Origin of the sequence: Microbacterium sp. SLBN-154 (genome assembly GCF_006715565.1) — a bacterium.
In the GTDB taxonomy this organism is placed as follows: Bacteria; Actinomycetota; Actinomycetes; order Actinomycetales; family Microbacteriaceae; genus Microbacterium.
The window spans coordinates 636,799-658,605 of sequence record NZ_VFNL01000001.1 but is presented as its reverse complement, the minus strand read 5'-3'; the positions used below and the strand labels follow the sequence as shown (position 1 = coordinate 658,605).

The 21,807-nt window shown below is 71.0% G+C and carries 24 protein-coding genes and 1 tRNA gene; 9 read left to right on the top strand and 16 right to left on the bottom strand.

Going from position 1 to position 21,807, the window contains the following annotated elements; translation table 11 throughout:
• Window positions 1–12 precede the first annotated feature (12 nt).
• Entirely contained in the window at window positions 13–456 is a 444-nt protein-coding gene (locus FBY40_RS03355; protein WP_141936379.1) for a hypothetical protein, read from the top strand.
• Here FBY40_RS03355 and FBY40_RS03350 read toward each other — a convergent pair.
• Window positions 443–1,645, bottom strand: coding sequence for a glycosyltransferase (locus tag FBY40_RS03350; RefSeq protein WP_141936377.1), 1,203 nt, complete (start codon window positions 1,643–1,645; stop codon window positions 443–445). The genes FBY40_RS03355 and FBY40_RS03350 overlap by 14 nt on opposite strands.
• Window positions 1,646–1,655: 10 nt before the next feature.
• Window positions 1,656–2,873 (bottom strand): glycosyltransferase, encoded by a 1,218-nt coding sequence (locus FBY40_RS03345; protein ID WP_235014517.1) that lies wholly within the window; start codon window positions 2,871–2,873, stop codon window positions 1,656–1,658.
• A gap of 153 nt (window positions 2,874–3,026) precedes the next feature.
• On the opposite strand from FBY40_RS03345, the gene FBY40_RS03340 reads away from it, so the two are divergent.
• A complete protein-coding gene (locus tag FBY40_RS03340; RefSeq protein ID WP_141936374.1) occupies window positions 3,027–3,623 on the top strand; it encodes a hypothetical protein in 597 nt (198 codons plus the stop codon).
• 369 nt (window positions 3,624–3,992) lie between these two features.
• On the opposite strand, the gene FBY40_RS03335 is transcribed toward FBY40_RS03340, so the two are convergent.
• The 3 genes from FBY40_RS03335 to FBY40_RS03325 all read right to left on the bottom strand — a co-directional run bounded on the left by FBY40_RS03335 (window position 3,993) and on the right by FBY40_RS03325 (window position 6,836).
• Window positions 3,993–4,904 (bottom strand): hypothetical protein, encoded by a 912-nt coding sequence (locus FBY40_RS03335; RefSeq protein WP_141936373.1) that lies wholly within the window; start codon window positions 4,902–4,904, stop codon window positions 3,993–3,995.
• Between the two features lie 596 nt (window positions 4,905–5,500).
• Window positions 5,501–6,058, bottom strand: a complete 558-nt coding sequence (locus FBY40_RS03330) for a cysteine hydrolase family protein (RefSeq protein ID WP_141936372.1) — start codon at window positions 6,056–6,058, stop codon at window positions 5,501–5,503.
• Window positions 6,059–6,080: 22 nt separating this feature from the next.
• Entirely contained in the window at window positions 6,081–6,836 is a 756-nt protein-coding gene (locus tag FBY40_RS03325) for a potassium channel family protein (protein WP_141936370.1), read from the bottom strand.
• 138 nt (window positions 6,837–6,974) lie between these two features.
• On the opposite strand from FBY40_RS03325, the gene FBY40_RS03320 reads away from it, so the two are divergent.
• Window positions 6,975–8,327: a DUF2252 domain-containing protein gene (locus FBY40_RS03320; RefSeq protein WP_141939992.1), complete on the top strand. Its 1,353-nt coding sequence runs from the start codon at window positions 6,975–6,977 to the stop codon at window positions 8,325–8,327.
• 19 nt (window positions 8,328–8,346) lie between these two features.
• On the opposite strand, the gene FBY40_RS03315 is transcribed toward FBY40_RS03320, so the two are convergent.
• The 5 genes from FBY40_RS03315 to dnaK form a co-directional block, all read right to left on the bottom strand.
• Window positions 8,347–8,847, bottom strand: coding sequence for a septum formation family protein (locus FBY40_RS03315; RefSeq protein WP_141936369.1), 501 nt, complete (start codon window positions 8,845–8,847; stop codon window positions 8,347–8,349).
• Window positions 8,848–8,963: 116 nt separating this feature from the next.
• Window positions 8,964–9,425, bottom strand: a complete 462-nt coding sequence (locus tag FBY40_RS03310; protein WP_141936367.1) for a heat shock protein transcriptional repressor HspR — start codon at window positions 9,423–9,425, stop codon at window positions 8,964–8,966.
• 14 nt (window positions 9,426–9,439) lie between these two features.
• Window positions 9,440–10,432, bottom strand: coding sequence for a DnaJ C-terminal domain-containing protein (locus tag FBY40_RS03305; protein ID WP_141936366.1), 993 nt, complete (start codon window positions 10,430–10,432; stop codon window positions 9,440–9,442).
• Window positions 10,433–10,444: 12 nt separating this feature from the next.
• Window positions 10,445–11,074, bottom strand: coding sequence for a nucleotide exchange factor GrpE (locus FBY40_RS03300; RefSeq protein ID WP_141936365.1), 630 nt, complete (start codon window positions 11,072–11,074; stop codon window positions 10,445–10,447).
• Between the two features lie 2 nt (window positions 11,075–11,076).
• Complete coding sequence (dnaK, locus tag FBY40_RS03295; RefSeq protein ID WP_141936363.1) at window positions 11,077–12,948, bottom strand: molecular chaperone DnaK; 1,872 nt, start codon at window positions 12,946–12,948, stop codon at window positions 11,077–11,079.
• Window positions 12,949–13,180: 232 nt separating this feature from the next.
• Here dnaK and FBY40_RS03290 point away from each other — a divergent pair, with 232 nt between their 5' ends.
• Window positions 13,181–14,575 (top strand): MFS transporter, encoded by a 1,395-nt coding sequence (locus FBY40_RS03290; protein ID WP_141936362.1) that lies wholly within the window; start codon window positions 13,181–13,183, stop codon window positions 14,573–14,575.
• Window positions 14,576–14,588: 13 nt separating this feature from the next.
• Here the strand turns inward: FBY40_RS03290 and FBY40_RS17530 are convergent, their stop codons facing one another.
• A complete protein-coding gene (locus FBY40_RS17530) occupies window positions 14,589–15,152 on the bottom strand; it encodes a MarR family winged helix-turn-helix transcriptional regulator (RefSeq protein WP_235014515.1) in 564 nt (187 codons plus the stop codon).
• Window positions 15,153–15,266: 114 nt separating this feature from the next.
• Here FBY40_RS17530 and FBY40_RS03280 point away from each other — a divergent pair, with 114 nt between their 5' ends.
• Complete coding sequence (locus tag FBY40_RS03280; protein WP_141936360.1) at window positions 15,267–15,860, top strand: hypothetical protein; 594 nt, start codon at window positions 15,267–15,269, stop codon at window positions 15,858–15,860.
• An 11-nt stretch (window positions 15,861–15,871) separates the two neighbouring features.
• Here the strand turns inward: FBY40_RS03280 and FBY40_RS17420 are convergent, their stop codons facing one another.
• The gene (locus tag FBY40_RS17420) at window positions 15,872–16,030 is read right to left on the bottom strand and encodes a hypothetical protein (RefSeq protein WP_164478128.1); all 159 of its coding nucleotides are present in this window, start codon (window positions 16,028–16,030) and stop codon (window positions 15,872–15,874) included.
• A gap of 61 nt (window positions 16,031–16,091) precedes the next feature.
• Window positions 16,092–16,697 carry a dCTP deaminase gene (dcd, locus tag FBY40_RS03275; RefSeq protein ID WP_124291891.1) on the bottom strand — a complete coding sequence of 202 codons (606 nt, stop codon included), beginning with the start codon at window positions 16,695–16,697 and terminating at the stop codon, window positions 16,092–16,094.
• Window positions 16,698–16,758: 61 nt separating this feature from the next.
• On the opposite strand from dcd, the gene FBY40_RS03270 reads away from it, so the two are divergent.
• Window positions 16,759–16,832: transfer RNA gene (locus FBY40_RS03270), tRNA-Gly, on the top strand.
• 13 nt (window positions 16,833–16,845) lie between these two features.
• Window positions 16,846–17,790 carry a DUF5996 family protein gene (locus FBY40_RS03265; protein ID WP_141936359.1) on the top strand — a complete coding sequence of 315 codons (945 nt, stop codon included), beginning with the start codon at window positions 16,846–16,848 and terminating at the stop codon, window positions 17,788–17,790.
• Here the strand turns inward: FBY40_RS03265 and FBY40_RS03260 are convergent.
• The 3 genes from FBY40_RS03260 to FBY40_RS03250 form a co-directional block, all read right to left on the bottom strand.
• Window positions 17,744–18,424, bottom strand: coding sequence for a GntR family transcriptional regulator (locus FBY40_RS03260; RefSeq protein WP_141936358.1), 681 nt, complete (start codon window positions 18,422–18,424; stop codon window positions 17,744–17,746). The genes FBY40_RS03265 and FBY40_RS03260 overlap by 47 nt on opposite strands.
• A 65-nt stretch (window positions 18,425–18,489) precedes the next feature.
• Window positions 18,490–19,362, bottom strand: a complete 873-nt coding sequence (locus FBY40_RS03255) for an EamA family transporter (protein ID WP_141936356.1) — start codon at window positions 19,360–19,362, stop codon at window positions 18,490–18,492.
• Window positions 19,363–19,375: 13 nt separating this feature from the next.
• Window positions 19,376–20,677 carry a serine hydrolase domain-containing protein gene (locus FBY40_RS03250; RefSeq protein WP_235014513.1) on the bottom strand — a complete coding sequence of 434 codons (1,302 nt, stop codon included), beginning with the start codon at window positions 20,675–20,677 and terminating at the stop codon, window positions 19,376–19,378.
• A 66-nt stretch (window positions 20,678–20,743) separates the two neighbouring features.
• On the opposite strand from FBY40_RS03250, the gene FBY40_RS03245 reads away from it, so the two are divergent.
• Window positions 20,744–21,052 (top strand): DUF2470 domain-containing protein, encoded by a 309-nt coding sequence (locus FBY40_RS03245; protein WP_141936355.1) that lies wholly within the window; start codon window positions 20,744–20,746, stop codon window positions 21,050–21,052.
• Window positions 21,053–21,151: 99 nt separating this feature from the next.
• Entirely contained in the window at window positions 21,152–21,805 is a 654-nt protein-coding gene (locus tag FBY40_RS03240) for a biliverdin-producing heme oxygenase (RefSeq protein WP_141936353.1), read from the top strand.
• Window positions 21,806–21,807 lie beyond the last annotated feature (2 nt).

The following is a 21,807-nucleotide window of genomic DNA, read 5'->3' as shown; positions in this document are numbered from 1 at the left end:
GATGAGGTCGCCGTGTCCTACCCCACTCCCTCCGAGCCCACACCGGCGCCGGGCACCGCGCCCGCCGCACCTGCCGGCGCCTTCGCCCCGCCGCCCGGGTACGCGCCCGCCGGCGTCGCTCCGGCACCCGGCGGCACCCGCGGCGGGAGGAATCCGTGGGGACTCGCCGCCATCATCTCGGCCGCCGTCCTCGTGCTGCTCCTCGTGCTGCAGGTCTTCGTCCAGGTGGGCATCCTGCTCTCGCAGACCTACGATCTGTTCGGCCCGATCACTGGTGTCCTCGGCATCGTCGAGGGGCTCGTGGCCCTCGTCACCGTCGTCCTGGGTCTGATCGGCCTCTTCCGGCGCGACCGGTCGCCCGTCCTCGCGGCGGTCGCGCTCGGCGCCGGCGGCTTCGCCCTGCTGAGCGCGGTGCTGTGGAACGTGCTCTACCCGCTGATCCTCAGCGCCGCCTGACCCGCTCGTAGACCGCCACCATCGCCGCGGTCCGCGACGATTGCCGGAAGGTCTGGGCGATCTCGGGCTGCGGTCGCGGCGCGCGGCCGGCGGCGATGTCGGCGACGGCATCGCGGAGTGTCAGCGCGAACGCATCCGGCTCGGCTCCGACGCGCCACACCCCGTCGCCGAGCTCGTCGGCGATGTCGGGGTCGGCCGCGATCGCCGGGGTCCCCAGCGACGCCGCTTCGAACACCGTCATCCCCTGCGTCTCGAAGCCGATCGAGCTCTGCACCACGGCGTCGGCGGCGGCGAGGCGCCGGAGGGTCTCGGCGTAGGGAAGCCGCCCGGCGAAGGTCACCCGCGCCGCCGGTCGGCGCCGCGCCACGAGCCGCTGCGCCGCTCGGGCCTGACCTCCGCCGCCGATCACGGTGACGTCGGCGGCGACGCCGGAGTCGGCGAGCGCGTCGAGGAAGGGCAGCAGGCGCTTCTCAGGACTCATCCTGCCGACCCACACCAGACGGGGTCGCGGATGCGCCGGCCGCGGCGGGCCGGCGGCGCTCGCGGCATCCAGCATCTCGTCATCGATGCCGTTCCACACGACGTCGACGTGGCGCTCGGGTGCACCGCCGGGACGGACGTGATGGGCCATCAGGCGATGGGCGAAGTGGGACGACGGGGCGGTCACCGCCGCGGCGCGCGCGGCGAACCGGCGGAGGTAGGCCCACCCATCCGTCCCGGGTTCCCTCGGCTCGCGCGGGAGGATCGCCCCGCTCGCCCACGCATTGAGCGCGCGCAACGCCAGGCGGGGGAAGGGCGTCGTCGCCTCGATGCCCACATCGACCCGGTTGTGCATGGTGTGCACAAGCGGCAGCGCGTGACGGGCGGCGAACCGGTGGCCGAGGATCGCCCCCCAGAAGTCACCCTGGACGTGCACCACGTCGACCGGCGGGCGCCCGGCCATCCCGGCATCGACGGCGCGGTCGGCGGCCCGCGTGGGAAGTGTCATCCCGTACTCGCGATCGAGCGTCACCGGCACCGACGGCAGGTCGAGGGAGGCGGGGTCATCGACCCTGCGGGCATGCAGGCGCGGCTGGACGATGGTCACCGTGTGCCCGGCGCGCTCGAGGAATCGGCGCTGCAGCCTCATCGACACCTGCGCGCCGCCGGAGGACTCGACGTGCTGGTCGCCGAACATCACGATATGCACGCGGGGCGCCTCACTGGGGGATGGGCTCGCCGCGGTACAGGGCCTCGAAGGTGTCGAGGGTGCGGCCGATGTCGTGGACGAGCACCCCGTCGAGCGAGGCCTGCTGCATCCGCTGCCGCTCCTCGGGGGTGGCGGTGAGGACGGCCGTGAGCCGGTCGGCCATCTCGGCGACGTTCCCCGGCTCGAACAGGTAGCCGTTCTCCCCGTCGTGCACGAGGTGCGGGAGCGCGACGGCGTTGGCCGCGACGATCGGCAAGCCCGAGGCCATCGCCTCCATCGTGGCGATCGACTGAAGCTCGGCGATCGAGGCGATCGCGAAGACGCTCGCACGCGAATAGATGGCCCGCAGGTCCTCCTCCGAGGCGTGACCGTGGAAGGTGACGCGATCGGTGAGCCCGAGCTGCGCGGTGAGGTTCTCGAGGTTCTTGCGCTGATCGCCGCCGCCGACGATGTCCACCGAGACATCGAGGGCCGGGTCGAGCGTCGCGACCGCGTTCAGCAGCACGTCGATGTGCTTCTCGCTCGTGAGGCGACCGACGAAGAGCACGCGGTGGCGGTCGCGCGGCGTGAGGTCGGGGGCGTAATTCGACCGGTCGATGCCGCAGCTGATCGGGATGACGTTCTGGATCTCGATCGTCGACTCGAGGAAGTCGGCGGCGCGACGGGTGGGGGTCGTGACCGCGCGGGTCATCTGGAACGTCCGCCGCGCGTCGGCCCACGCGAGCTTGAGCACCACCCTGTTCATGGCGTCGGGGAGCGTGGTGAAGTCGAGAATGTTCTCGGCCATCACGTGGTTGGTGGCGATGATCGGGATACCGCGCTTGCGCGCCTCGCGCGACAGCCCGCGGCCGATCACGATGTGCGACTGGATGTGGACCACGTCGGGCTTGACCTCGTCAAGCACCTGTCGGGCGTAGTGCTTCGACCGCCACGGCCAGACGAAGCGCAGCCAGTCGTGCGGAGGCCAGCGCACCGAGGGCAGGCGATGCATCATCATCGGCTCGCCTTCGATCACCTCGGTGTGGGCGGGGCTCCTCCGGTAGGCGCTGTTGGGGGCGATCACGTGCACGTCGTGGCCGCGGGCCACGAGGCCGGCGGCCAGGCGCTCGGCGAACCGGGCGGCACCGTTGATGTCGGGAGCGAAGGTGTCGCAGCCGATGAGGACCCGGAGCGGTCGCTTCACGGCGTCGGAGCGTGTGGGGTCATCGGGCGTCGCGGGGGTGGTCACGGGAGGTGTGCCTGTTCTCTGCGGCGGAGGATGGCGCCGCGCAGGGTCGCGCGGCGGTCCCACTCTAATCGAGGCGGGGCGTTCCCCCGGGAGTGGGGCTCGTGCGGTGCGTGCGTCGAGGATTTGCGCAGGCCGCGCACCTACCCTGGGGGCATGCCTCGACTCCAGGCCGATGCCTCCCCCGACCGCTGGGTTCCCGTCACCGGTTCGCTCGGATTCCGCGGGCGTCGCCATCGCAAGGCGGCGATCCGGATGCTGCTGGGCCAGGCCAATCGGGCGATGGGCGCCGAGGAGCGGCCCGGGAGCCGCGGAATGGCCTGGATGATGAGCCAGGCGGCACCGCTGCTGATGCGCCGCGCCGACGGCCGGGTTCTGATCTGGGTGTGGAAGGCCGATCCCGAGCTCGTCGTCCTCATGGCGCAGCTGCAGGAGCTCACCCCGCAGCTGCGCACGGCCCGGGCGATGATGCCGATCGAGTACGACGACACCGAGTCGTTCCCCAACCCCCACCTGGGTGTCGGTGAGCGGCTGGTGATGGCGCTTCCGCCCGAGCCGCGCACTCCCCCGTTCGCCACCTACACGTGGGACACCGGCACCCACCTGGTCACGTTGACGGCGGTGTGCTCGGACCGGGAGCGCGTGGGGACGGTGATCCCTTTCGTGGATGAGGTGGCCCGCAGCATCCGTGTCATCGATGACCTCACGATCGACGGCTCTCCCGAGGTTCTGCGCATCGAGCCGCGCGCCTGACGGGCGGCGCGCGTCGCCGTCGCCGTCGCCGGCGCCGTCGCCGCCCGCGCCCGCCCTACGGGCGCTCGACCCGTCGATTCCTGCGGCCCACGCGCGCGCGGGCCCACGATTCTCGACGGGTCGCGCGCCGCTCGGCTCCACGCCCACCCCCCGCGCGCGCCCGCGCCCACCCGCCTCCGCGCCTCCGCGCCCATCGGCCAGACCCCCGCCCGCGCCCGCACCTGCCCGCAGGCCCACCCGCCCGCGCCCGCGACCCGTCGATTCCTGCGGGCCACCCCCCGCCCGACCGACGATTCCTGACCAGTCGCGCAGTCCGTCACCCGGGACACTCCCGCCTGACCGACGATCCCTGACCAGTCGCGCAGCCGGTCACCCGGGCCGCCATCCGCGATCCAGGAGAGCGTCGGACACTCGGCTCAGCACGAGGCTCAGCCGGATGCCACGATGCTCTCTCGTCACGCGGATGTGACGCCAACCGAGCCGCGCGAGGGCGTCGAGTCGCTCGATGTCGCGGTAGTACTGCCCGTCGTCGGTGCGGTGGTGGTCGCCGTCGTATTCCAGCCCGACGCGGTACTCCGGGTAAGCCAGGTCGAGGATCGCGACGAGCCGGCCGGTTTCGTCGTAGACGGGGTGATTCACCTCCGGTTCCGGCAGTCCGTGCCCCGCGGCGTCGAGGCGCAGCCGGGTCTCGCGTGGAGAGTCGGTGCCCTGGCGCACCAGCGCCTCGGCCTCCCTCAGCCGCTTCGCACCGCGTCGACCGCTCCACTGCGCAGCGGCACGCCGAAGTTCCTCCCGATCAGCGATCGGGTTCTGGCGGCGGACCAGCGCATCGCCGACGATGACGAGCTCTCGTACGGAGTGGTCCGAGGCGAGCTGACACCAGGCGTCGACGGGGTGCACCGCGGGCACGCCGGCCACGGCGCCGATGCGGACGGATCCTTCGGTGATCTGATGTCCGCGCACGCCACGTGCCCGCATACGGGCGAGAGGTGCCCGAGAGCAGACGTCCACCACCGCGGACCGGCCGCCGATCGCATCGGCTCCGACGAGTGCGAGCGCAGCGAGGTGGCTCACCGCGTCGCCGTCGCGGAGCCTCGGCGCCACCGCTCGCACGCGCTCGACGAACGACGATTCTCCGCGGGCGACGGTACGCACGCCCGGGAACGGCGCGTCGAGGTCGCGCGCACGAAGTCGACCCGGCGACGCTCCCTCGCGAAGCGCCTCGGCCACCGAGAACGGTCTGCCGACGAGAGCTGAGGGCAGAGGTTTCGGATGCCGCATCGCCCCAGCATCCCGCTGCCTGGATGTCGGGATGACGCGTCGAACCGTGTCGGTGGACAGCCCGCCGATTCGCCTCTCTGTGCAGGAGTCGACGAGCACCTGGCGGGGCTGCGTGACCCGTCACGTTCTGCGGCTCAGCCACCAAGCAGGCCGCAGAAATCGACGGGTCGCACACGAGGGGTGCTCACGGGGGATGCGCGGGAGCGCGGCGCGGGGGCAAGGCGCGGGAGCGCGGTGCCAACGCGACCCGTCAAGAAGTGCGGCCCGATGAGCGCAGCACCCGCAGGAATCGACGGGTCGCGGGGAAGGGAGGTGAGAGCAGGTCGCGGGATGCGCGTAGGGCGCGGGGAGCGGGGGTGGCGCCGCGGCGCCGGGGGGGCGGGTGAGCGCGGGCCGGTCAAGCGCGGCGCGAACGCGACCCGTCAAGAAGTAAGGCCCGATGAGCGCAGCACCCGCAGGAATCGACGGGTCGCGGGGAAGGGAGGTGAGCGCGGGTCGCGGGATGCGCGGGGGGCGCGGCGAGCGGGGGTGGCGCCGCGGCGCGTGGGGCGCGGCGAGCGGGGGGCGCGGTGGCGCCGCGGGCCGGCGCGCGCCGGTCAGGCGCGGGCGCGAAGCGCCGCGACCACCTCGGCGACCGGTTCGACCCGCGCGTACGCGCTCGCGATCGCGGCGAGGAAGGCCGCGTGCACGTCGGCGCCGCCGACGGCGACCCCGCCGAAGGCGAGGTCGGGCGCGGCGCAGGCATCGGCGGCGACCGTCACCGCCCATCCAAAGTCGGATGCCGCGCGGACGCTGGCGTCGACGCACATGCTCGTCATCATCCCGGCGACGACGAGCGGAGCGCCGGTGTGGGCGGCGAGCGCCTCGCCGAGGAGACCCCCGAAGAACGCGTTCGGGTGGTGCTTGACGACGACCGTCTCGTCGCCCTCGGGGGCGACCCGCGGGTCGATCTCGGCTCCCGGCGTCCCGGCCTCGAGGAAGCTCCCCGAACCGGATGACTCGTGGCGCACGTGCACGATCGGGAGCCCGGCCGCGCGGAAGGCCGCCAGCAGTTCCGCGGCACGCTCGGCTGCTGCATCCGGATCCACCAGGGGGAAGCGTCCGCCGGGGAAGTAGTCGCGCTGGATGTCGATGAGGACGAGGACGGGGGCCATCGACCCAGCGTAGGTGCGCGGGTCATCGGGCGGGCGGGTCGCCGAGCTTGGCGCTCACGGCCGCCAGCTGGTGAGCGAGCTCGCGCACCTGCCCTCGCGTGGCGGGCTCGGTGTCGTCGCCGACGGTCGCCGCCGCGCGCTCGATCACCCACGACGACACCGTCGCCGTCACGACGCCGACCACCGCGATCCCGCCGCACATCAGCAGCACCGCCACGACGCGGCCCCACCAGGTGACGGGGTAGAAGTCGCCGTACCCGACGGTGGTGATGGTGACGAAGGCCCACCAGACCGCGTCACCGAAGTTCTCGATGTTGGCGCCGGGGGCGCCGCGCTCGGCCTCGAGGACGGCGAGCGCGGCGATCCAGATGAGGATCGCCGCCGCCCCGGCGCCGTAGATCGCCACCCGGTTGCGGATGGCGGACCCTGCCGTGCGCTGGAGCGCCTTCACGACGGTCAGCGCGCGAAGCAGGCGCAACGGCCGGAGCGCCGGGATCGCCACGACGGCGAGGTCGAACAGGTGTCCCCGGAACCACTTCCCGCGCGGATCCGCCAGGGCCAGCCGGACGATGTAATCGACCGCGAAGACGACCCAGGTGACCCCGATGACGACCCGGGCGACGGCGTACGCCGGCCCCTGCAGGTCGGCGATCACCTGCCACGAGTACACGACGATGAAGACCAGCGACGTGATGATCAACGGCCAATAGGTGAGTCTCTGCCATTGATCGGCGGTCAACCCCCTGGTCGCGGGTCCGCCGGCCGATGTGACGCTCACGGCACGACAGTATCGGCGGCGGTCGGCCCCGGCCGGGAGCGCACGCCGGTGCTGGCGGCGTGCGACCCTATCCCGTACCGTCGGATCAGGCGACGATGCCGCCGGGTGAGAGGAGCCACCGTGCCTCGAGATCCATGGATGCCACCCCCCGGCCTGTCCGCCCACACGGCGGAGGGCAAGATCGAGCGGGGTCGGATGCCCCGCGCCGCGCTCTCCCAGCTCGTGACCACGGGCCGAGACCCGATGGCCGTCCTCGACGCCCAAGACGTCGATCGCGTGCCGGAGCTCGTGCCGCTGCGCACGGCCCGCATGGGAGCGAGCCCCTTCGCGTTCTACCGGGGAAGCGCCGCCATCATGGCCGACGACCTGTCGCGCTGCCCGAGCACGAACATCCTCGTCGCCTCCTGCGGCGACGCGCACCTGTCGAACTTCGGTCTGTACGGGTCGCCGCAGCGCACGCTCGTGTTCGATCTGAACGATTTCGACGAGTCGGCCTGGGCCCCCTTCGAGTGGGATCTCAAGCGGCTCGTCACCAGCGTCGTCATCGCCGGCCGTGCGACCTCGCGCGACGACACCGTCGTCGAGGATGCCGCGAGGCAGGCCGTCCGCACGTATCAGCGTGGACTCCGCACGGCCGCCAAGCGGTCGCCGCTCGAGCGGTACTTCGACCGCTTCGACGCGCTCGGAGCCCGCCTTTCGACCGACTCGGAGACCGCGGCGGTCGTCGAGCGCGCGGTGCGGTCCGCGCAGAAGCGCACCGGCTCGCGCGCCGCGCGGAAGCTGACGACGACCGACGACCACGGCCGGGTGACGCTCCTGGACGATCCCCCCGTGATGACCCACCTCACGCCCGCCGACGAGGAGCGGGCCTGGCGTGTCCTCGACGAGTACCGCCTGTCGGTCAACGTCGACATCCGGGTTCTGCTGCAGAAGTACGTGATGGCCGACGTCTCGGCTCGGGTGGTCGGCGTCGGCAGCGTCGGCACACGCTGTCTGCTGATCGCGCTCCAGGACGGTGACGGCGATGTCCTCCTCCTCCAGGGCAAGGAGGCCGGCGAGAGCGTGCTCGTCCAGTACGGGCATGTGACGCAGCCCGAGGCGGTCGCGACCTTCATCGAGACCTACGGCAACGGAGGGCGGGTCGTCGCGCTCCAGCGCATCCTGCAGGCGGTGTCAGACCCATTCCTCGGTCATATCCGCCGTTCGCCGTCCGGCGCGCGGCGCGACTTCTACGTGCGGCAGTTCCACGACATGAAGGGCGGCTTCGACGCCGAGGCGATGCAGGACAAGCCGTTCCGCTGGTACGCGATGGCGTGTGCGGCGACGCTGGCGCGCGCCCACGGGCAATCGCCGACGGGTGCCACCGCGGCCGGGTATGTCGGGGGCGGGCGGCGGTTCGAGGACGCCGTCGTCGAGTGGGCGTACGCCTACGCCGACCTGTCGTACCAGGACTGGGAGGCGTTCCGCCGCCACCGCGGGAGCGAGGGCTGAGTGGGCACGGCCCGCCCGATCAGCGCGCGGTGCCCTCGGCCGATCCCTCGGTCGGACCCGACGGGTCGGACAGGATGCAGATGATCTCGCGATCGCCGTCGCCCCACGACTGCTCGGACGGGTCGATCGAGTCTGCGATGAACACCGACTCCTCGTAGGCGATCCCGACGAACGGCTCGAACGCAGACAGACACCCTTCCTCTGCGGCCGCATCGACGGCTTCGGCGCCCGGCCACTCACCATCGGGCATGTCGAAGAGATGGAAGACCTCGTAGTCGTGCGACTCCCCGCAGGGGACCACGGGCAGCTGATTGATCTCGGTCTCGGTCACCTCGGTGAAGCAGTCCCCCACAGCGATGGCGAACACGTCGGCGTTCCCGCCCTCGACGACCTCCTGCGAATCGGCGTCGCGCTCCACGGTGGAGGGAGCGGTGAAGCTCACGCATCCGGCGAGAGCGACGGCGAGGGTGCCGACGACGCCGGCGGTGAGGAGGCGGTTGGTGATGCGTGAGGTATCCATGGGACTTTCGTGGCGTGTGAGGACAGGACGAACGCCGAGATCGATCTCGGCGCGGGCCTCAGCCTAGAAGGCGCGCACTCACGCCCGCGACTCGGCGGCACCCTCGCGCGTGTCGGCTAGGCCGATTCGTCCTGAGCGCCGGGAGAGAGCGGATGACGCGGGCGCCAGACCACCAGCTCGGTGGCGCGACGCACGCGCGTGCCATGCCTCAGGGTAACGACCGAGCCGGTGGCGCCCGCCGCGAAGACCCGAGCGCCGGGGCGTGACTGGCGCTCGATCTCGAGTTGCTGCTCGAGGTCGCGCACACGACGGGTGAGGTCGTGCACCCGCTGCTCGAGGGAGATGAGCCGCGCGATCGCGGGAAGGCTCATGCCGTCAGCCGACAGTCGCGCGACCTCGCGCAGCTGCTCGACGTGGCGGAGGGAGTAGCGGCGGGAACCGCCCTGCGTGCGGGCGGGGACGACGAGACCGAGCCGGTCGTACTGGCGCAGCGTCTGCGGGTGCATGCCCGACAGCTCCGCTGCCGCGGCGATCGCGAAGATCGGCGCGTCACCGTCGATGTCGACGTGGTCCGTCATCCGTCCCTCCCGTGTCAGCCGCGCGCCTTGGCCATGAGGTCCGCCCGCGGGTTCTCCTTCGGCTCCACCTCGTGGAAGCGCTCGAGCGCTTCGCGCGCGGCGCCCTCGAGGTGCGAGGGCACGACCACCTGCACCTCGGCGAGGAGGTCGCCGGTGCCCTTCTGCGTCGCCACACCGCGTCCCTTGACGCGCAGCACGCGTCCCGAGGGGGTGCCCGGCGCAACGCGCAGCTTCACCGGGTCGCCGCCGAGCGTGGGGACCTCGATCGTGGCGCCGAGAGCCGCCTCGGTGAAGGTCACCGGGACGACGACGCGCAGATTCAGTCCCTCGCGGGTGAACACCGGGTGGGGTCGCACCGTCACCTGCACCACGATGTCGCCGCTCTCCCCGCCGTCGGGCGAGGGACGGCCGCGGCCGCGGAGGCGGATGCGCTGCCCGTCGGCGACGCCGGCCGGGATCTTCACCTTGAACGGCTTGCCGTCCTCGCCCTGGAGGGTGATGGTCTCGCCCTTCGTGGCGGTGACGAAGTCGATGGTCGTGCGCGCCGTGACATCGGCCCCGCGGGTCGGGCCGCCGAAGCCGCGGAAGCCGCCGGTGGGCTGCCCGAACCGACCCGAGCCGAAGCTTCCGCCCTGCTGCTGGTTGAACATCGCGAAGATGTCGTCGAAGTCGGCGGATTCGTAGCGCCCACCTCCACGGCTCTGACCGAACGCGCTGAAGACGTCTTCGAACCCGCCGGCGCCCGGGCCGCCCGCAGTGAAGCGGGCGCCCGAGCCCATGGCGCGGATCTGGTCGTACTCGGCACGCTGCTCGGGGTCGGAGAGCACCGCGTACGCTTCGCTGATCTCTTTGAACTTCGCCTCGGCCGCAGCATCCCCCGGTTTGGAGTCGGGGTGATACTGCCGCGCGAGCTTGCGGTAGGTCTTCTTCAGATCGGCGTCGGAGACCTCCTTGGAGACCCCCAGCACCTTGTAGAAGTCCTTCTCGAACCAGTCCTGGCTGGCCATGGCGTCTCCGGCCTACTCTGCCGGCACCGCGACGACGACCTTCGCCGGACGCAGCTCGGTCGACCCCAGCCGGTAGCCCGTCTCGACCACTTCGAGGATGGTCGCTTCGGTCGCGCCGGGGGTCGGCTGCTGGAAGATGGCCTCGTGCTGCTGCGGATCGAAGGTCTCGCCGGCGGCGCCGTATGCCTCCACGCCCATGCGCTCGACGACAGCCCGCACCTTGTCGGCGATGGCGGCGAAGGGCGTGCCCTCGACGAGATCGCCGTGCTTGGCGGCGCGGTCGAGGTCGTCGAGCACGGGGATGAGGCCCTTGGCGGCCGCCCCCTTGGCACGCTCGATCTCGATCTCGCGCTGGTCCTCGGTGCGGCGGCGGTAGTTGGCGTACTCCGCCTGCAGGCGCTTGAGGTCGGTGAGAAGCTGCGACTCCAGAGCCTCGACGCGGTCGGCGACGGCGTCGGTGTCATCCGCTGCCGCCGCGTCGGCGGACTGGGCGGCGCTGAGGATGTCGTCGACGGTGAAGTCGCCGTCCTCTGCGCTCGCCGCGTCCGCCGACGCGTTCGGTGAGGCGTCTGCCGACTCGGGCGCCGAACCGTCCTCGGGGTCAGGCCCGGGAACAGTGGGGTCGTCCTTGTCTTTCGCCATGGTTACTTCTTGTCTTCCTCGTCGTCGATGACCTCGGCGTCGACCACGTCCTCATCGTTCGAGGGCTGGTCACCTGCGGGCGCACCCTCGCCACCGGCGGGGGCGCCGTCGGCCTGCGGCGCGGCCTGATTCGCCGAGTAGATCGCCTCGCCGATCTTGCCCTGCGACTGCGACAGCTTCTCGAACGCCGACTTCACCGCGTCGTCGTCGTCACCGGCGAGCGCGGTCTTCAGCGCATCGACGTCGGCCTGGACCGACTCCTTGACGTCGGCAGGCAGCTTGTCGTCGTTGTCCTTGATGAGCTTGTCGACCGAGTAGGCGAGGGTCTCAGCCTGGTTCCGGACCTCCGCGGCCTCACGGCGCTTCTTGTCCTCCGCCGCGTGCTCCTCGGCCTCGCGCACCATGCGCTCGATGTCGTCCTTCGGCAGCGACGAGCCACCGGTGATCGTCATCGACTGCTCCTTGCCGGTGCCCTTGTCCTTCGCCGAGACGTGCACGATGCCGTTGGCGTCGATGTCGAAGGTGACCTCGATCTGCGGGATGCCGCGGGGAGCCGGCGCGATGCCGGTGAGCTCGAACGTGCCGAGCGGCTTGTTGTCGCGGGTGAACTCGCGCTCGCCCTGGAAGACCTGGATCGCGACCGACGGCTGGTTGTCGTCGGCGGTCGTGAAGGTCTCGCTCCGCTTGGTGGGGATGGCGGTGTTGCGCTCGATGAGCTTGGTCATGATGCCGCCCTTGGTCTCGATGCCGAGGCTCAGCGGGGTGACGTCAATGAGCAGGACGTCCTTGCGCTCGCCCTTCAGCACACCGGCCTGGAGGGCGGCACCGACGGCGACGACCTCATCGGGGTTCACGCCCTTGTTGGGCTCCTTGCCGGCCTCGCGCTGGACGAGCTCCGACACGGCGGGCATACGGGTCGAGCCGCCGACGAGCACGACGTGGGCGATGTCGGCGACCTTGATGCCGGCCTCCCGGATGACGTCCTCGAACGGCTTCTTGGTGCGGTCGAGGAGGTCCTTGGTGAGGTCCTCGAACTTCGCGCGGGTGATCGTCTCCGACAGTGAGACGGGGCCCGAGTCGGTCAGCGACAGGTAGGGGAGGTTGACCGAGGTGCTGGTCGAGGACGACAGCTCCTTCTTCGCCTGCTCGGCGGCCTCCTTGAGGCGCTGCAGGGCGATCTTGTCGCCCGAGACGTCGACGCCGGTGGTGTCCTTGAACTGCTTGATGAAGTACTCGACCAGACGCTGGTCCCAGTCGTCGCCGCCGAGGCGGTTGTCACCGGCGGTGGAGCGCACCTGGATGGTGGAGAAGTCGTCGTCCTTGCCCACCTCGAGGAGGGAGACGTCGAAGGTACCGCCACCGAGGTCGAAGACGAGGATGAGCTCGTCCTCCCTGCCCTTGTCCAGGCCGTACGCGAGGGCCGCGGCGGTGGGCTCGTTGATGATGCGCAGCACGTTCAGGCCCGCGATCTCACCGGCCTCCTTGGTGGCCTGGCGCTCGGCGTCGTTGAAGTACGCCGGCACCGTGATGACCGCGTCGGTCACGGTGTCGCCGAGGTACTGCTCGGCGTCGCGCTTGAGCTTCTGCAGGATGCGGGCCGAGATCTCCTGCGGCGTCCACTTCTTGCCGTCGACCTCGAAGGTCCAGTTCGTGCCCATGTGACGCTTGACGCTCGAGACGGTGCGGTCGACGTTGGTGACCGCCTGACGCTTGGCGGTCTCGCCGACGAGGATCTCGCCGTCCTTGGTGTAGGCGACCACCGAGGGGGTGGTGCGGAAGCCCTCGGCGTTCGCGATCACCTTGGGCTCGCCGCCCTCCAGCACCGCGACGACGGAGTTCGTCGTTCCGAGGTCGATACCAACAGCACGTGCCATGTGTGTTTCTCCTTTTCACGGGGCCGAGAGCCTCGACCCGGGGCGTTGTCATGAAGTCTTCTTGCGGGCGGTCCCCGAGCGCGCCGAGGGGTTGAGCCGCAATGACTCAAGACTACGCGGCGGGGCGATCGGCGTCAAATGAACTTGATATGTATCGGCTCAACTTCAGACTGGCGCGTCGTGACGGTTTCGCTTCTTCCCCCGTTCACGGAAGGGCCCTAGCGTGACGGACATGACCGCACCCGCCGAGGGCGTGCCGCCCGCCACCGCCGACAGCGCCGCCATCCCCGTGATGGGGCTGGATCTGCGGGAAGACACCTCCGCGCCGCGGCGTCAGATCTACGCGTGGGCGCTGTGGGACTGGGCGACGCAGCCGTTCAACACGGTCATCCTCACCTTCATCTTCACCGCCCTGTACCTGACGACCGACGCCTTCCTGCCGACCGATGTCGCGTCGCTCCCGGACGATGCGCCGGCGAAGGAGGCCGCCCTCGCCGACCTCGCGGTCGGGCTCGGCTGGGGTGGCACGATCGCGGGGCTCCTGATCCTCGCGATCGCCCCGATCCTCGGGCAGCAGGCCGACGCCCGCGGACGCCAGAAACTGTGGCTCGGAATCGGCACCGGCGCGCTCATCCTCTGCATGTTCGGGCTGTGGTTCGTCGAGCCTGCGCCGGCGTACTTCTGGCTGGGCGTCGCGCTCATCTCCGCCGGCACGGTGTTCGGCGAGATCGCGGCGGTGAACTCCAATGCGATGCTCATCGGCATCGCCAACCGCAAGACGATCGGCCGGGTGTCCGGGCTCGGATGGGGCTTCGGCTACCTCGGCGGCATCATCGCCCTGGTACTGGTGGTCGTGTTCTACAGCGCGGACTGGTTCGGCATCTCCGACGCCGACGGCCTGCCGTTCCGGATCATCGCCGTGGGGTGCGCGATCTGGGCGCTCGTTTTCTCGATCCCGATCTTCCTCGCCGTTCCCGAGCCCTCCGTGGGTCGCCCCGAGCGGAAGGTGGGATTCTTCGCCGCGTACGGTCTGCTGATCCGAGACGTCATCGGCCTGTACCGGAATCCGGGGACCCGCCAGACCTTCTGGTTCCTTCTCGCCAGCGCGGTCTTCCGCGACGGACTGGGCGGCGTCTTCGCGTTCGGGGCCGTCATCGCCGCGCAGGTGTTCGGTTTCGAGTTCCTCGACCTCGTGATCTTCGGCGTCGCCGCGAACCTCATCGCGGGGGTGTCGACCATCATCGCCGGCCGCTTCGACGACCGCTTCGGCCCGAAGTCGGTGATCGTCTTCTCCCTGAGCGGCATGGTGATCGCGGGGCTCGCCGTGTTCTTCCTCGTCGACGCCGGAACCACGGTCTTCTGGATCGGCGGTCTCGTGCTCTGCGCGTTCGTCGGCCCCGCGCAGGCGGCCGCGCGATCCTTCCTCTCGCGCGTCACTCCGGCGGGTCGAGAGGGCGAGATCTTCGGGCTCTACGCCACGACGGGACGTGCGGCGAGCTGGATGGCGTCGGCGATGTGGTCGGTGTTCATCATCATCGGAGGCGTGACCGCGTTCGGCATCCTCGGGATCGTGCTCGTCCTGCTCGTCGGTCTCCTGCTGCTCCTGCCTGTGCGCGCCCCACGCTGACAGGCGGCGGGAGTCAGCCGTTGAGGTTGTCGGCGAGCTTCGCGAGCAGGCGCGCGAGCTCGGCGCGCTCGGCCTCGGTGAACGTCTCCAGCGCGTGGGCGATCGCCTCGCGCCGCTCGCCACGAAAGCCCCGCACGACCCGCCGGCCGGCATCGGTCAGGGCGACGCGGGTACGCCGGGCGTCGTCGGGGTCGGCCTCGCGCCGCACCAGATCGAGCTGCACGCACTGCTGCACCAGGCGCGACGCACGGGGCTGGTCCACGCCGATCGCTTCGCCGATCTCGCCGACACTCAGCGGATGCGTCGCCGCGACCAGCGCCTCGAGGAGGCGCAGGCGCGCGGGCCCGCCGAAGTGCGAGGAGGTGCCCTCCTGGCCGGCCGTCGGCGGGCGCCGGTGGCCGTGCGGTCCCCGCTCGGACCAGGGATGCCGCGGACCGGCGGCTTCTGCGTCGCCGCGCCCCGCCCACGGCGGTCCCCCACGCCGAGGTCGGAGCCGGGCGAGGGCTGCGGCGATCTGATCGGCCGCGGCGATCCGGTCCGCGGGGTCGGGCGACGGGTCGGAGGGCGGATCGCTCACCCGGTCAGAATACATGCCTCTTGACATGCACTCCGGATACATGTCACACTGCATGTACATGCTCAATGACATACAAAACGCGTCGCCGTCGGCGACGCTGTGAGAGGACACCCCATGAACACCGAATCACCCGACACCCCGGACACACCCGACCGCCCGCTCGGCTTCTGGCTGCGCGCGACCGATGCCCTGATCTCCCGAGAGGTCGACGCAGCGCTCGCCGCCCACGACGCCGACCGGCGCGAATGGATGGTGCTGAACGTGCTCGCAGGAGAGATCGACGCACGCGGATTCCGCGACCGTCTCGCCCGCAAGCCGAAGATGCTCCGGCACCTCGCCGACCGCGGTCTCGTCGCCCTAGAGGGCGACGACTGGGTCTTGACGGCAGAGGGCCGCGCCAGGCACGACCTCCTGGCCGAAAGCGTCACCGGCATCCGCACGCGCGTCGCCGACGCCGTCTCACCCGAGGACTACCGCACGACGATCGCCTCCCTCGAGGCGATCGCGCGCGCACTCGGATTCTCCGAGGACGATCCTCGACCGTGGCGCGGCGCGCCGCGGCATCCGCGTCACCGCTTCGGCCTCCGGCCCTTCGCGCCGGGAGAACCCCGCCCCGGCGAGAAGGACGGCCCGGGTCGCCGCTTCGGCGGCAATCCCCATCACGGCTTCCGCGGCGCCGGCCCCCGTCCCGATGCGGACGCGGTTTGACCGCAGCCGGATCAGGTCTGACGGCGGATGAAGCGCATCAGGTAGGCGATGACGGCCAGCACGAGCAGGACGATCCCGAGCCAGAGCAGGAACTTCACCGCCTCGACGAACACTCCGAGGAGCAGCAGGACGATTCCGACGATGAGGAGGATGAGGGCAAGTGCGGGCATGCCTCCAGCGTGGTCCGTCTGCCTCCTCGCGGCAAAGGGTTGACAGCCGAGCCCGTGGCGTTCAGGCGCCGCGGGCTCCGGCGTCGGTGGCGCCGACATCGGTCACGTGGAAGTTCAGGTGCGAGCGCGACGCCGTCGGGCCTCGCTGACCCTGGTAGCGGTTGCCGTAGGGGCCCGAACCGTACGGCGTCTCCGTGGGCGAGGAGAGCCGGAAGAAGCAGAGCTGCCCGATCTTCATCCCCGGCCACAGCTTGATCGGCAGGGTCGCGACGTTCGACAGCTCGAGCGTGACGTGCCCGGTGAACCCCGGATCGATGAAGCCCGCCGTGGAGTGCGTGAGAAGGCCCAGCCGCCCCAGCGACGACTTCCCCTCCAGGCGCGCGGCGATGTCGTCGGGCAGGCTCACCTGCTCGAACGTCGCCCCGAGTGCGAACTCGCCCGGGTGCAGGATGAACGGCTCCGCCGGGTCGACCTCGATGAGATGGGTGAGGTCGGGCTGGTCCAGCGCCGGGTCGATGAACGGGTACTTGTGGTTGTCGAAGAGCCGGAAATAGCGGTCCAGTCGCACATCGACGCTCGAGGGCTGCACCATCGCGGGATCCCACGGCGCCAGACCGATGCGTTCGGCGTCGATCTCGGAGCGGATGTCGCGGTCGCTCAGCAGCACGCGGATCAGACTATCGCTGTCGCTGGTGTTATCCTTGCGAGGCGCTTCGGGCGCACCCTCCGGGGGTGTAGTTCAATGGCAGAACATCAGCTTCCCAAGCTGAGAGCGCGGGTTCGATTCCCGTCACCCCCTCCACCGAAGGCTCGCCATGTTCGACAGTGACCTCCCGTACGAGGACTGGCTTCCGACCAGGGAGACCGTCCACCGCTTCGCCCAGATCGTCGGGAAGCTCCGGCTGGCGCTGAGCGTCCGACGCAATCACTGGTGGAACGTCCCCTTCCACCTGACGGCGTCGGGGATCACCACACGCCCGATGGGAACGGAGCCCACCTTCACCGTCGATCTCGACTTCCTCGACCACCGGGCCCTCGTCACGACCACCTCGGGAGACCGCGCCTCCTTCGGGCTCGCGGGCCGGAGCGTCGCCACGTTCCACGCCGAGCTCGTACGGGTGCTCGACGGCTTCGGCATCGACACCTCGGGCATCCGCGAGGCCGCGCCCTTCGATCTCCCCGACGCCGCCCGCCGCTTCGCCGATGACACGGAGCACGACGACTACGACCCGGCAGCGGCAACCCGGTACTTCCGCACGCTGAGCGACGCTGGACTCACGCTGGAGGAGTTCGCGGCGCGGTTCTCGGGCAAGACCAGTCCGGTCCATCACTTCTGGCACACCTTCGACATCGCCCTCACCCGCTTCGCCGACGTCTCGGTCGAGCACGGCGCCGAGACCGACCCCGTCACGCGGGAGGCGTACTCCCGGGAGGTGACCAGTTTCGGCTTCTGGTTCGGTGACCCGCAGGTGCCCTATCCCGCGTTCTACGCCTACACCTCGCCCGAACCCGAGGGTCTGGCGGCGACACCCCTGCCCGCGGGCGCGGAGTGGGCGCCGCGAGGCTCCTCGCATCTGGCGATCTACCCGCTGAGCGCGGCCCGCGCGACCGGCGATCCCCGGGCGGCGGCCCTGAACTTCTTCGAGACGGCCTACCTCGCCGGAGCGACGCTGGCCGGCTGGGACATCGAGCGCTACCGGTGCGTCGACGGCGTCACCGATCCGCATCTCTCCGCGTCGACGGACGCGCCTGTGCGCTGACCGGCAGCGTGTGCCACGTCTCGTAGGCCATGGCGGCCGCCGCGGCGGCATCCTGCTCCTCGCACAGCGCGATGAAGCGCTCGTGGCGCTCCGCGGCCGCCGGCGCCTCGCTGCCGAAGCGCAGGCGCTCGGCGCGGCGGACGATCGGACCGAACTGCTCGAGCACCGTCACGACGGCGGCGTTGCCGAGGACCTCGATGGGGACCGCGTGTAGCTCGTCGTCGGCGTCGAGGGCTGCCGAGACGTCACCGCGCTCGGCCGCGGCGGTGAAACGCCGATTGGCGTCGCGCATGCGTGCGATGTCGGCAGGAGTGAGCCGCCCCACCGTCTCGCGGACGGCGAGTTCATGCATGGCCGCGACGACGTCGCGCGCGTCGCGGAGCGCGGACTCCTCGATGGGACTCACCGTGGTCGAGCGACCCGGCTGCGACACGACCAGGCCGCTGCCGCTGAGCCGCAGCAGCGCTTCGCGCACCGGGGTGCGGCTCACGCCGAGCCACGCAGCGAGGTCGCCGTCCTTCAGCTGCTCGCCGGGTTCGAAGGTGCCGTCGACGATCGCGTCGCGCAGCCGCCGATAGACGTCATCGCGGAGCAGACTGCGGGGTAGCGACGAGGAGGCGGGAGGGATCGGCACCTGACATATTGCACACAGTGTGCGGCCTGGCCGCAACCGCGTCCGTCCCGTGCGTCGGTCTGCCGCTAGGGCAACGGCTCGGCGGTCTTGCGCGCAGCGCGGGCCGACGAGCGCACCGCCCCGATGCTCGCCGCGATCACGAGGGCGATGCCGACGAGCTCGAGCCAGGCGAGCTCCTGGCCGAGCAGCAGGAAGCCGGCGAGGGCGGCGGTGGCCGGGGCGAGGCTCATGAGGATGGCGAAGGCCGCCGCGGGAAGCCGTCGGAGGGCGATGAGCTCGAGCGCGTAGGGGATGGTCGACGACAGCACCGCCACGGCCGCGCCCAGCGCCAGGAGATCCCAGCGGAGGAGCGCGGACCCGGCATCCCAGACCCCGAGCGGCAGCATCACGACTGCGCCGACCGCCATGGCGATGGCGAGCCCGTCGAGTCCTCGGAACTCCCGTCCGACGCGCGCCGACGCGAGGATGTAGAACGCCCAGCTCGCCGCGGCGCCCAGCGCGTAGAGCACCCCGATGGGATCGAGTCGATCCCATCCTCCGCCGCCGAGCGCGACCACCCCCGCGAAGGCCAGCACCGCCCACAGCCACGCCGAGGCCCGTTTGGAGGCGACGATCGACAGGACCAGGGGGCCGAGCACCTCGATCGTGACCGTCACCCCGAGGGCGAGGCGTTCGAGGGCGAGGTAGAACAGCCCGTTCATGAGGGCCAGCACGAGCCCGAACAGGATGACGGCGCGCCACGCCGCGCGCGAATGCCCGCGGAGCGCGGGGCGGGCGACCGCCAGCAGCAGCACGGCCGAGAAGGCCAGCCTCAGCAGCACCATGCCGAGGGGACCCACCTGCGGGAACAGCAGCACCGCGATCGAGGCCCCCACCTCCTGGCAGGCCAGGCCCGCCACCACGAGGAGGACGGCGGGGCTCGGAGCCCGCGTGCTCACGAGACCGGCGCGGTCACGGGAGGGGGCAGATCGCGTTCTGGGCGATGGCGTCGCGCTGCTGCTCGGGAGTCCAGGGCAGTCCCGCCTCGGGTGCCGTCTGCCCCGACGCGGCGGGCGCCTTCGAGGCGATCGCCGCGAGCTGCCAGGCCAGGAAGGCCCCGATCCCGTCGGCGGCGCGCGAGTTGTTCAGCGAGACGGCGACGGTCAGTCCGGTCTGCGGGTCGGCGAACGTGGCGGTGATGTACCCGGGGGTCGAGCCGTACTGGCCGATCATCGACCCCGCCTGGACGACGCCGCCGGCGGTAGTCTGCCACGACGGTGCCCCGTCGTACGGGGGCAGCGGGGCGTCGTAGCGCTCGTCGGTGTCGATCCCGAGGGCGTTCGCGGCCAATCCCTGCGCGTAACGACCGAGATCGTCGATCGTCGTCACGACGCCGGCGTCGGTCCAGCCGAAGCTCGCCGAGGCCTCGGTGATGTTCAGGGGCTCCGCGCAGTTGACGCCGCCTTCGACGTCGGGCGACCAGAGCCCGTCGAGCACGGGACCCTCGGCTGCGGGCGCAGAGGCCAGCGCGCCCGGCAGGCGGGTGCCGGTCAGGTCGAGCGGATCGAAGACCTCGTCCTGCAGCACCTCGGCCGCGGAGCGACCGGTCACACGCTCGAGGACGAGCCCGGCGAGCAGGTATCCCGAGTCGGAGTCGCGGAACGCGGCGCCGGGCGTCACGTCGGCGGTGGTGCCGACGCCGTACCCCGCGAGCTCCCGCGGGTTCCAGATGCGGTCGGGGGTGGTGAGGAAACTGCTCTGCAGGCGCGGTGCGTAATCTCCCAGCCCCGAGGTGCCGTCGCACAGCTGCTCCACGGTGATGTCGGCGAGGCCGGCAAAGCCCGAGACATAGTCGGTGATGGGCGCGTCGAGGTCGATCAATCCCCGCTCGGCGACGAGATAGACCGCATCGCAGGTCATGGCACGGGTCACCTGCCCGGCACGGAAGGCACTGTCGGCGGAGGTCTCCGTGCCCCCGGGCGCGGTGGTCCCGACCCCTGACACCCACGATCCGCTCCAGGGTGCCCAGACGCCCACGACGGCGCCGGATGACCCGGTGGCGGCCATCGCGAAGGTCACCGCGTCCTGAAGCTGGGTGACCATCTCGTCGGGGAGCGAGCCCTCGACCTGAGCGGGCACGTCGATCGGCACCGTCTCATCGGGGGAGCAGGCCGTCAGCCCGATGGCGACCGCACCTGCCACAACCATCGCGAGGGCGCCACGAAGAGCGCGCGATCGATCCGAACGCAGCCGCATGTCACCCCCCAGGAGCATCGTCGTCCTCGAGAATCTAAGCACACGAGGGCTGTGTGATCGCCCCGCGTCGTAGGGTGGTCAGCTGTGACCCACCGGTTCGACGACTCCACCGTCGCGGCGATCCTCCGCCACATGAACGACGACCACCGTGACGACAATCTGCTGATCGTGAGCGCGTTCGGCCCGTCGGGCGCGTACCGGTCGGCACGGATGACCGGGCTCGACGGTGCGGGAGGCGACTGGATGGCGCAGACCGACGCGGGCGACGAGGTCGCGGTGCGCGTGGACTGGCCCGGCGGCGCGATCACCGAGCGCCCCGAGGTGCGGCGCGAGATCGTGGCGCTGTACGACGAGGCGTGCCGTCGCCTCGGCGTCACGCCGCGACCGCACTGAGCCACGGCCGCACTGAGCGACGACCGCACGGATCGACGACCGCGCGGAAGCGCCGATCGGCGCTGGTTAGGTGACCCTAAGTCGCCTATGATGAGGCGCATGGCCGACCTCATCCCGTTCTCGGCGATGCTGCGTGAGCGCTCCAGCAGCGCGCACTCCTCCAGCGAGCGCTCCGGCTTCATGGCCGACCTCATCGACGGCGCCGGAACCCGCGAGGACTACGTCGCCCTGGTCGCCCAGCACTGGTTCATCTACGAAGCGCTCGAATCGGCCGCCGAGCGGATGCGGCGCGACCCCGTGGCATCCGTCTTCATCTCCGACAAACTGACCAGGCTCCCCGCCCTCGAATCAGACCTCGCCTTCCTGCTCGGAGCCGACTGGCGAGACCGCATCAGCCCGCTGCCGACGACGCGGGCCTACGTGGAGCGCATCCGGCAGGTCGGGGCCACCTGGCCGGGCGGTTTCGTGGCGCATCATTACACGCGCTACCTCGGCGACCTGTCGGGCGGGCTGTTCATCGGGCGTCTCATGGCGCGGCGCTTCGGCTTCGAGACCAACGGCATCGGCTTCTACCTCTTCGACGAGATCGCCGACCCCCGCGGGTTCAAGGACGTCTACCGCGAGCAGCTCGATGCCGCCCCCTGGGATGCCGACGAACAGGAGCGCGTCATCGACGAGGTGCTGCGCGCGTATCGCTACAACACCGAGCTGTTCGACGACCTCGCCGCCGCGAAGGCGGAAGCCGTCGCCTGAGG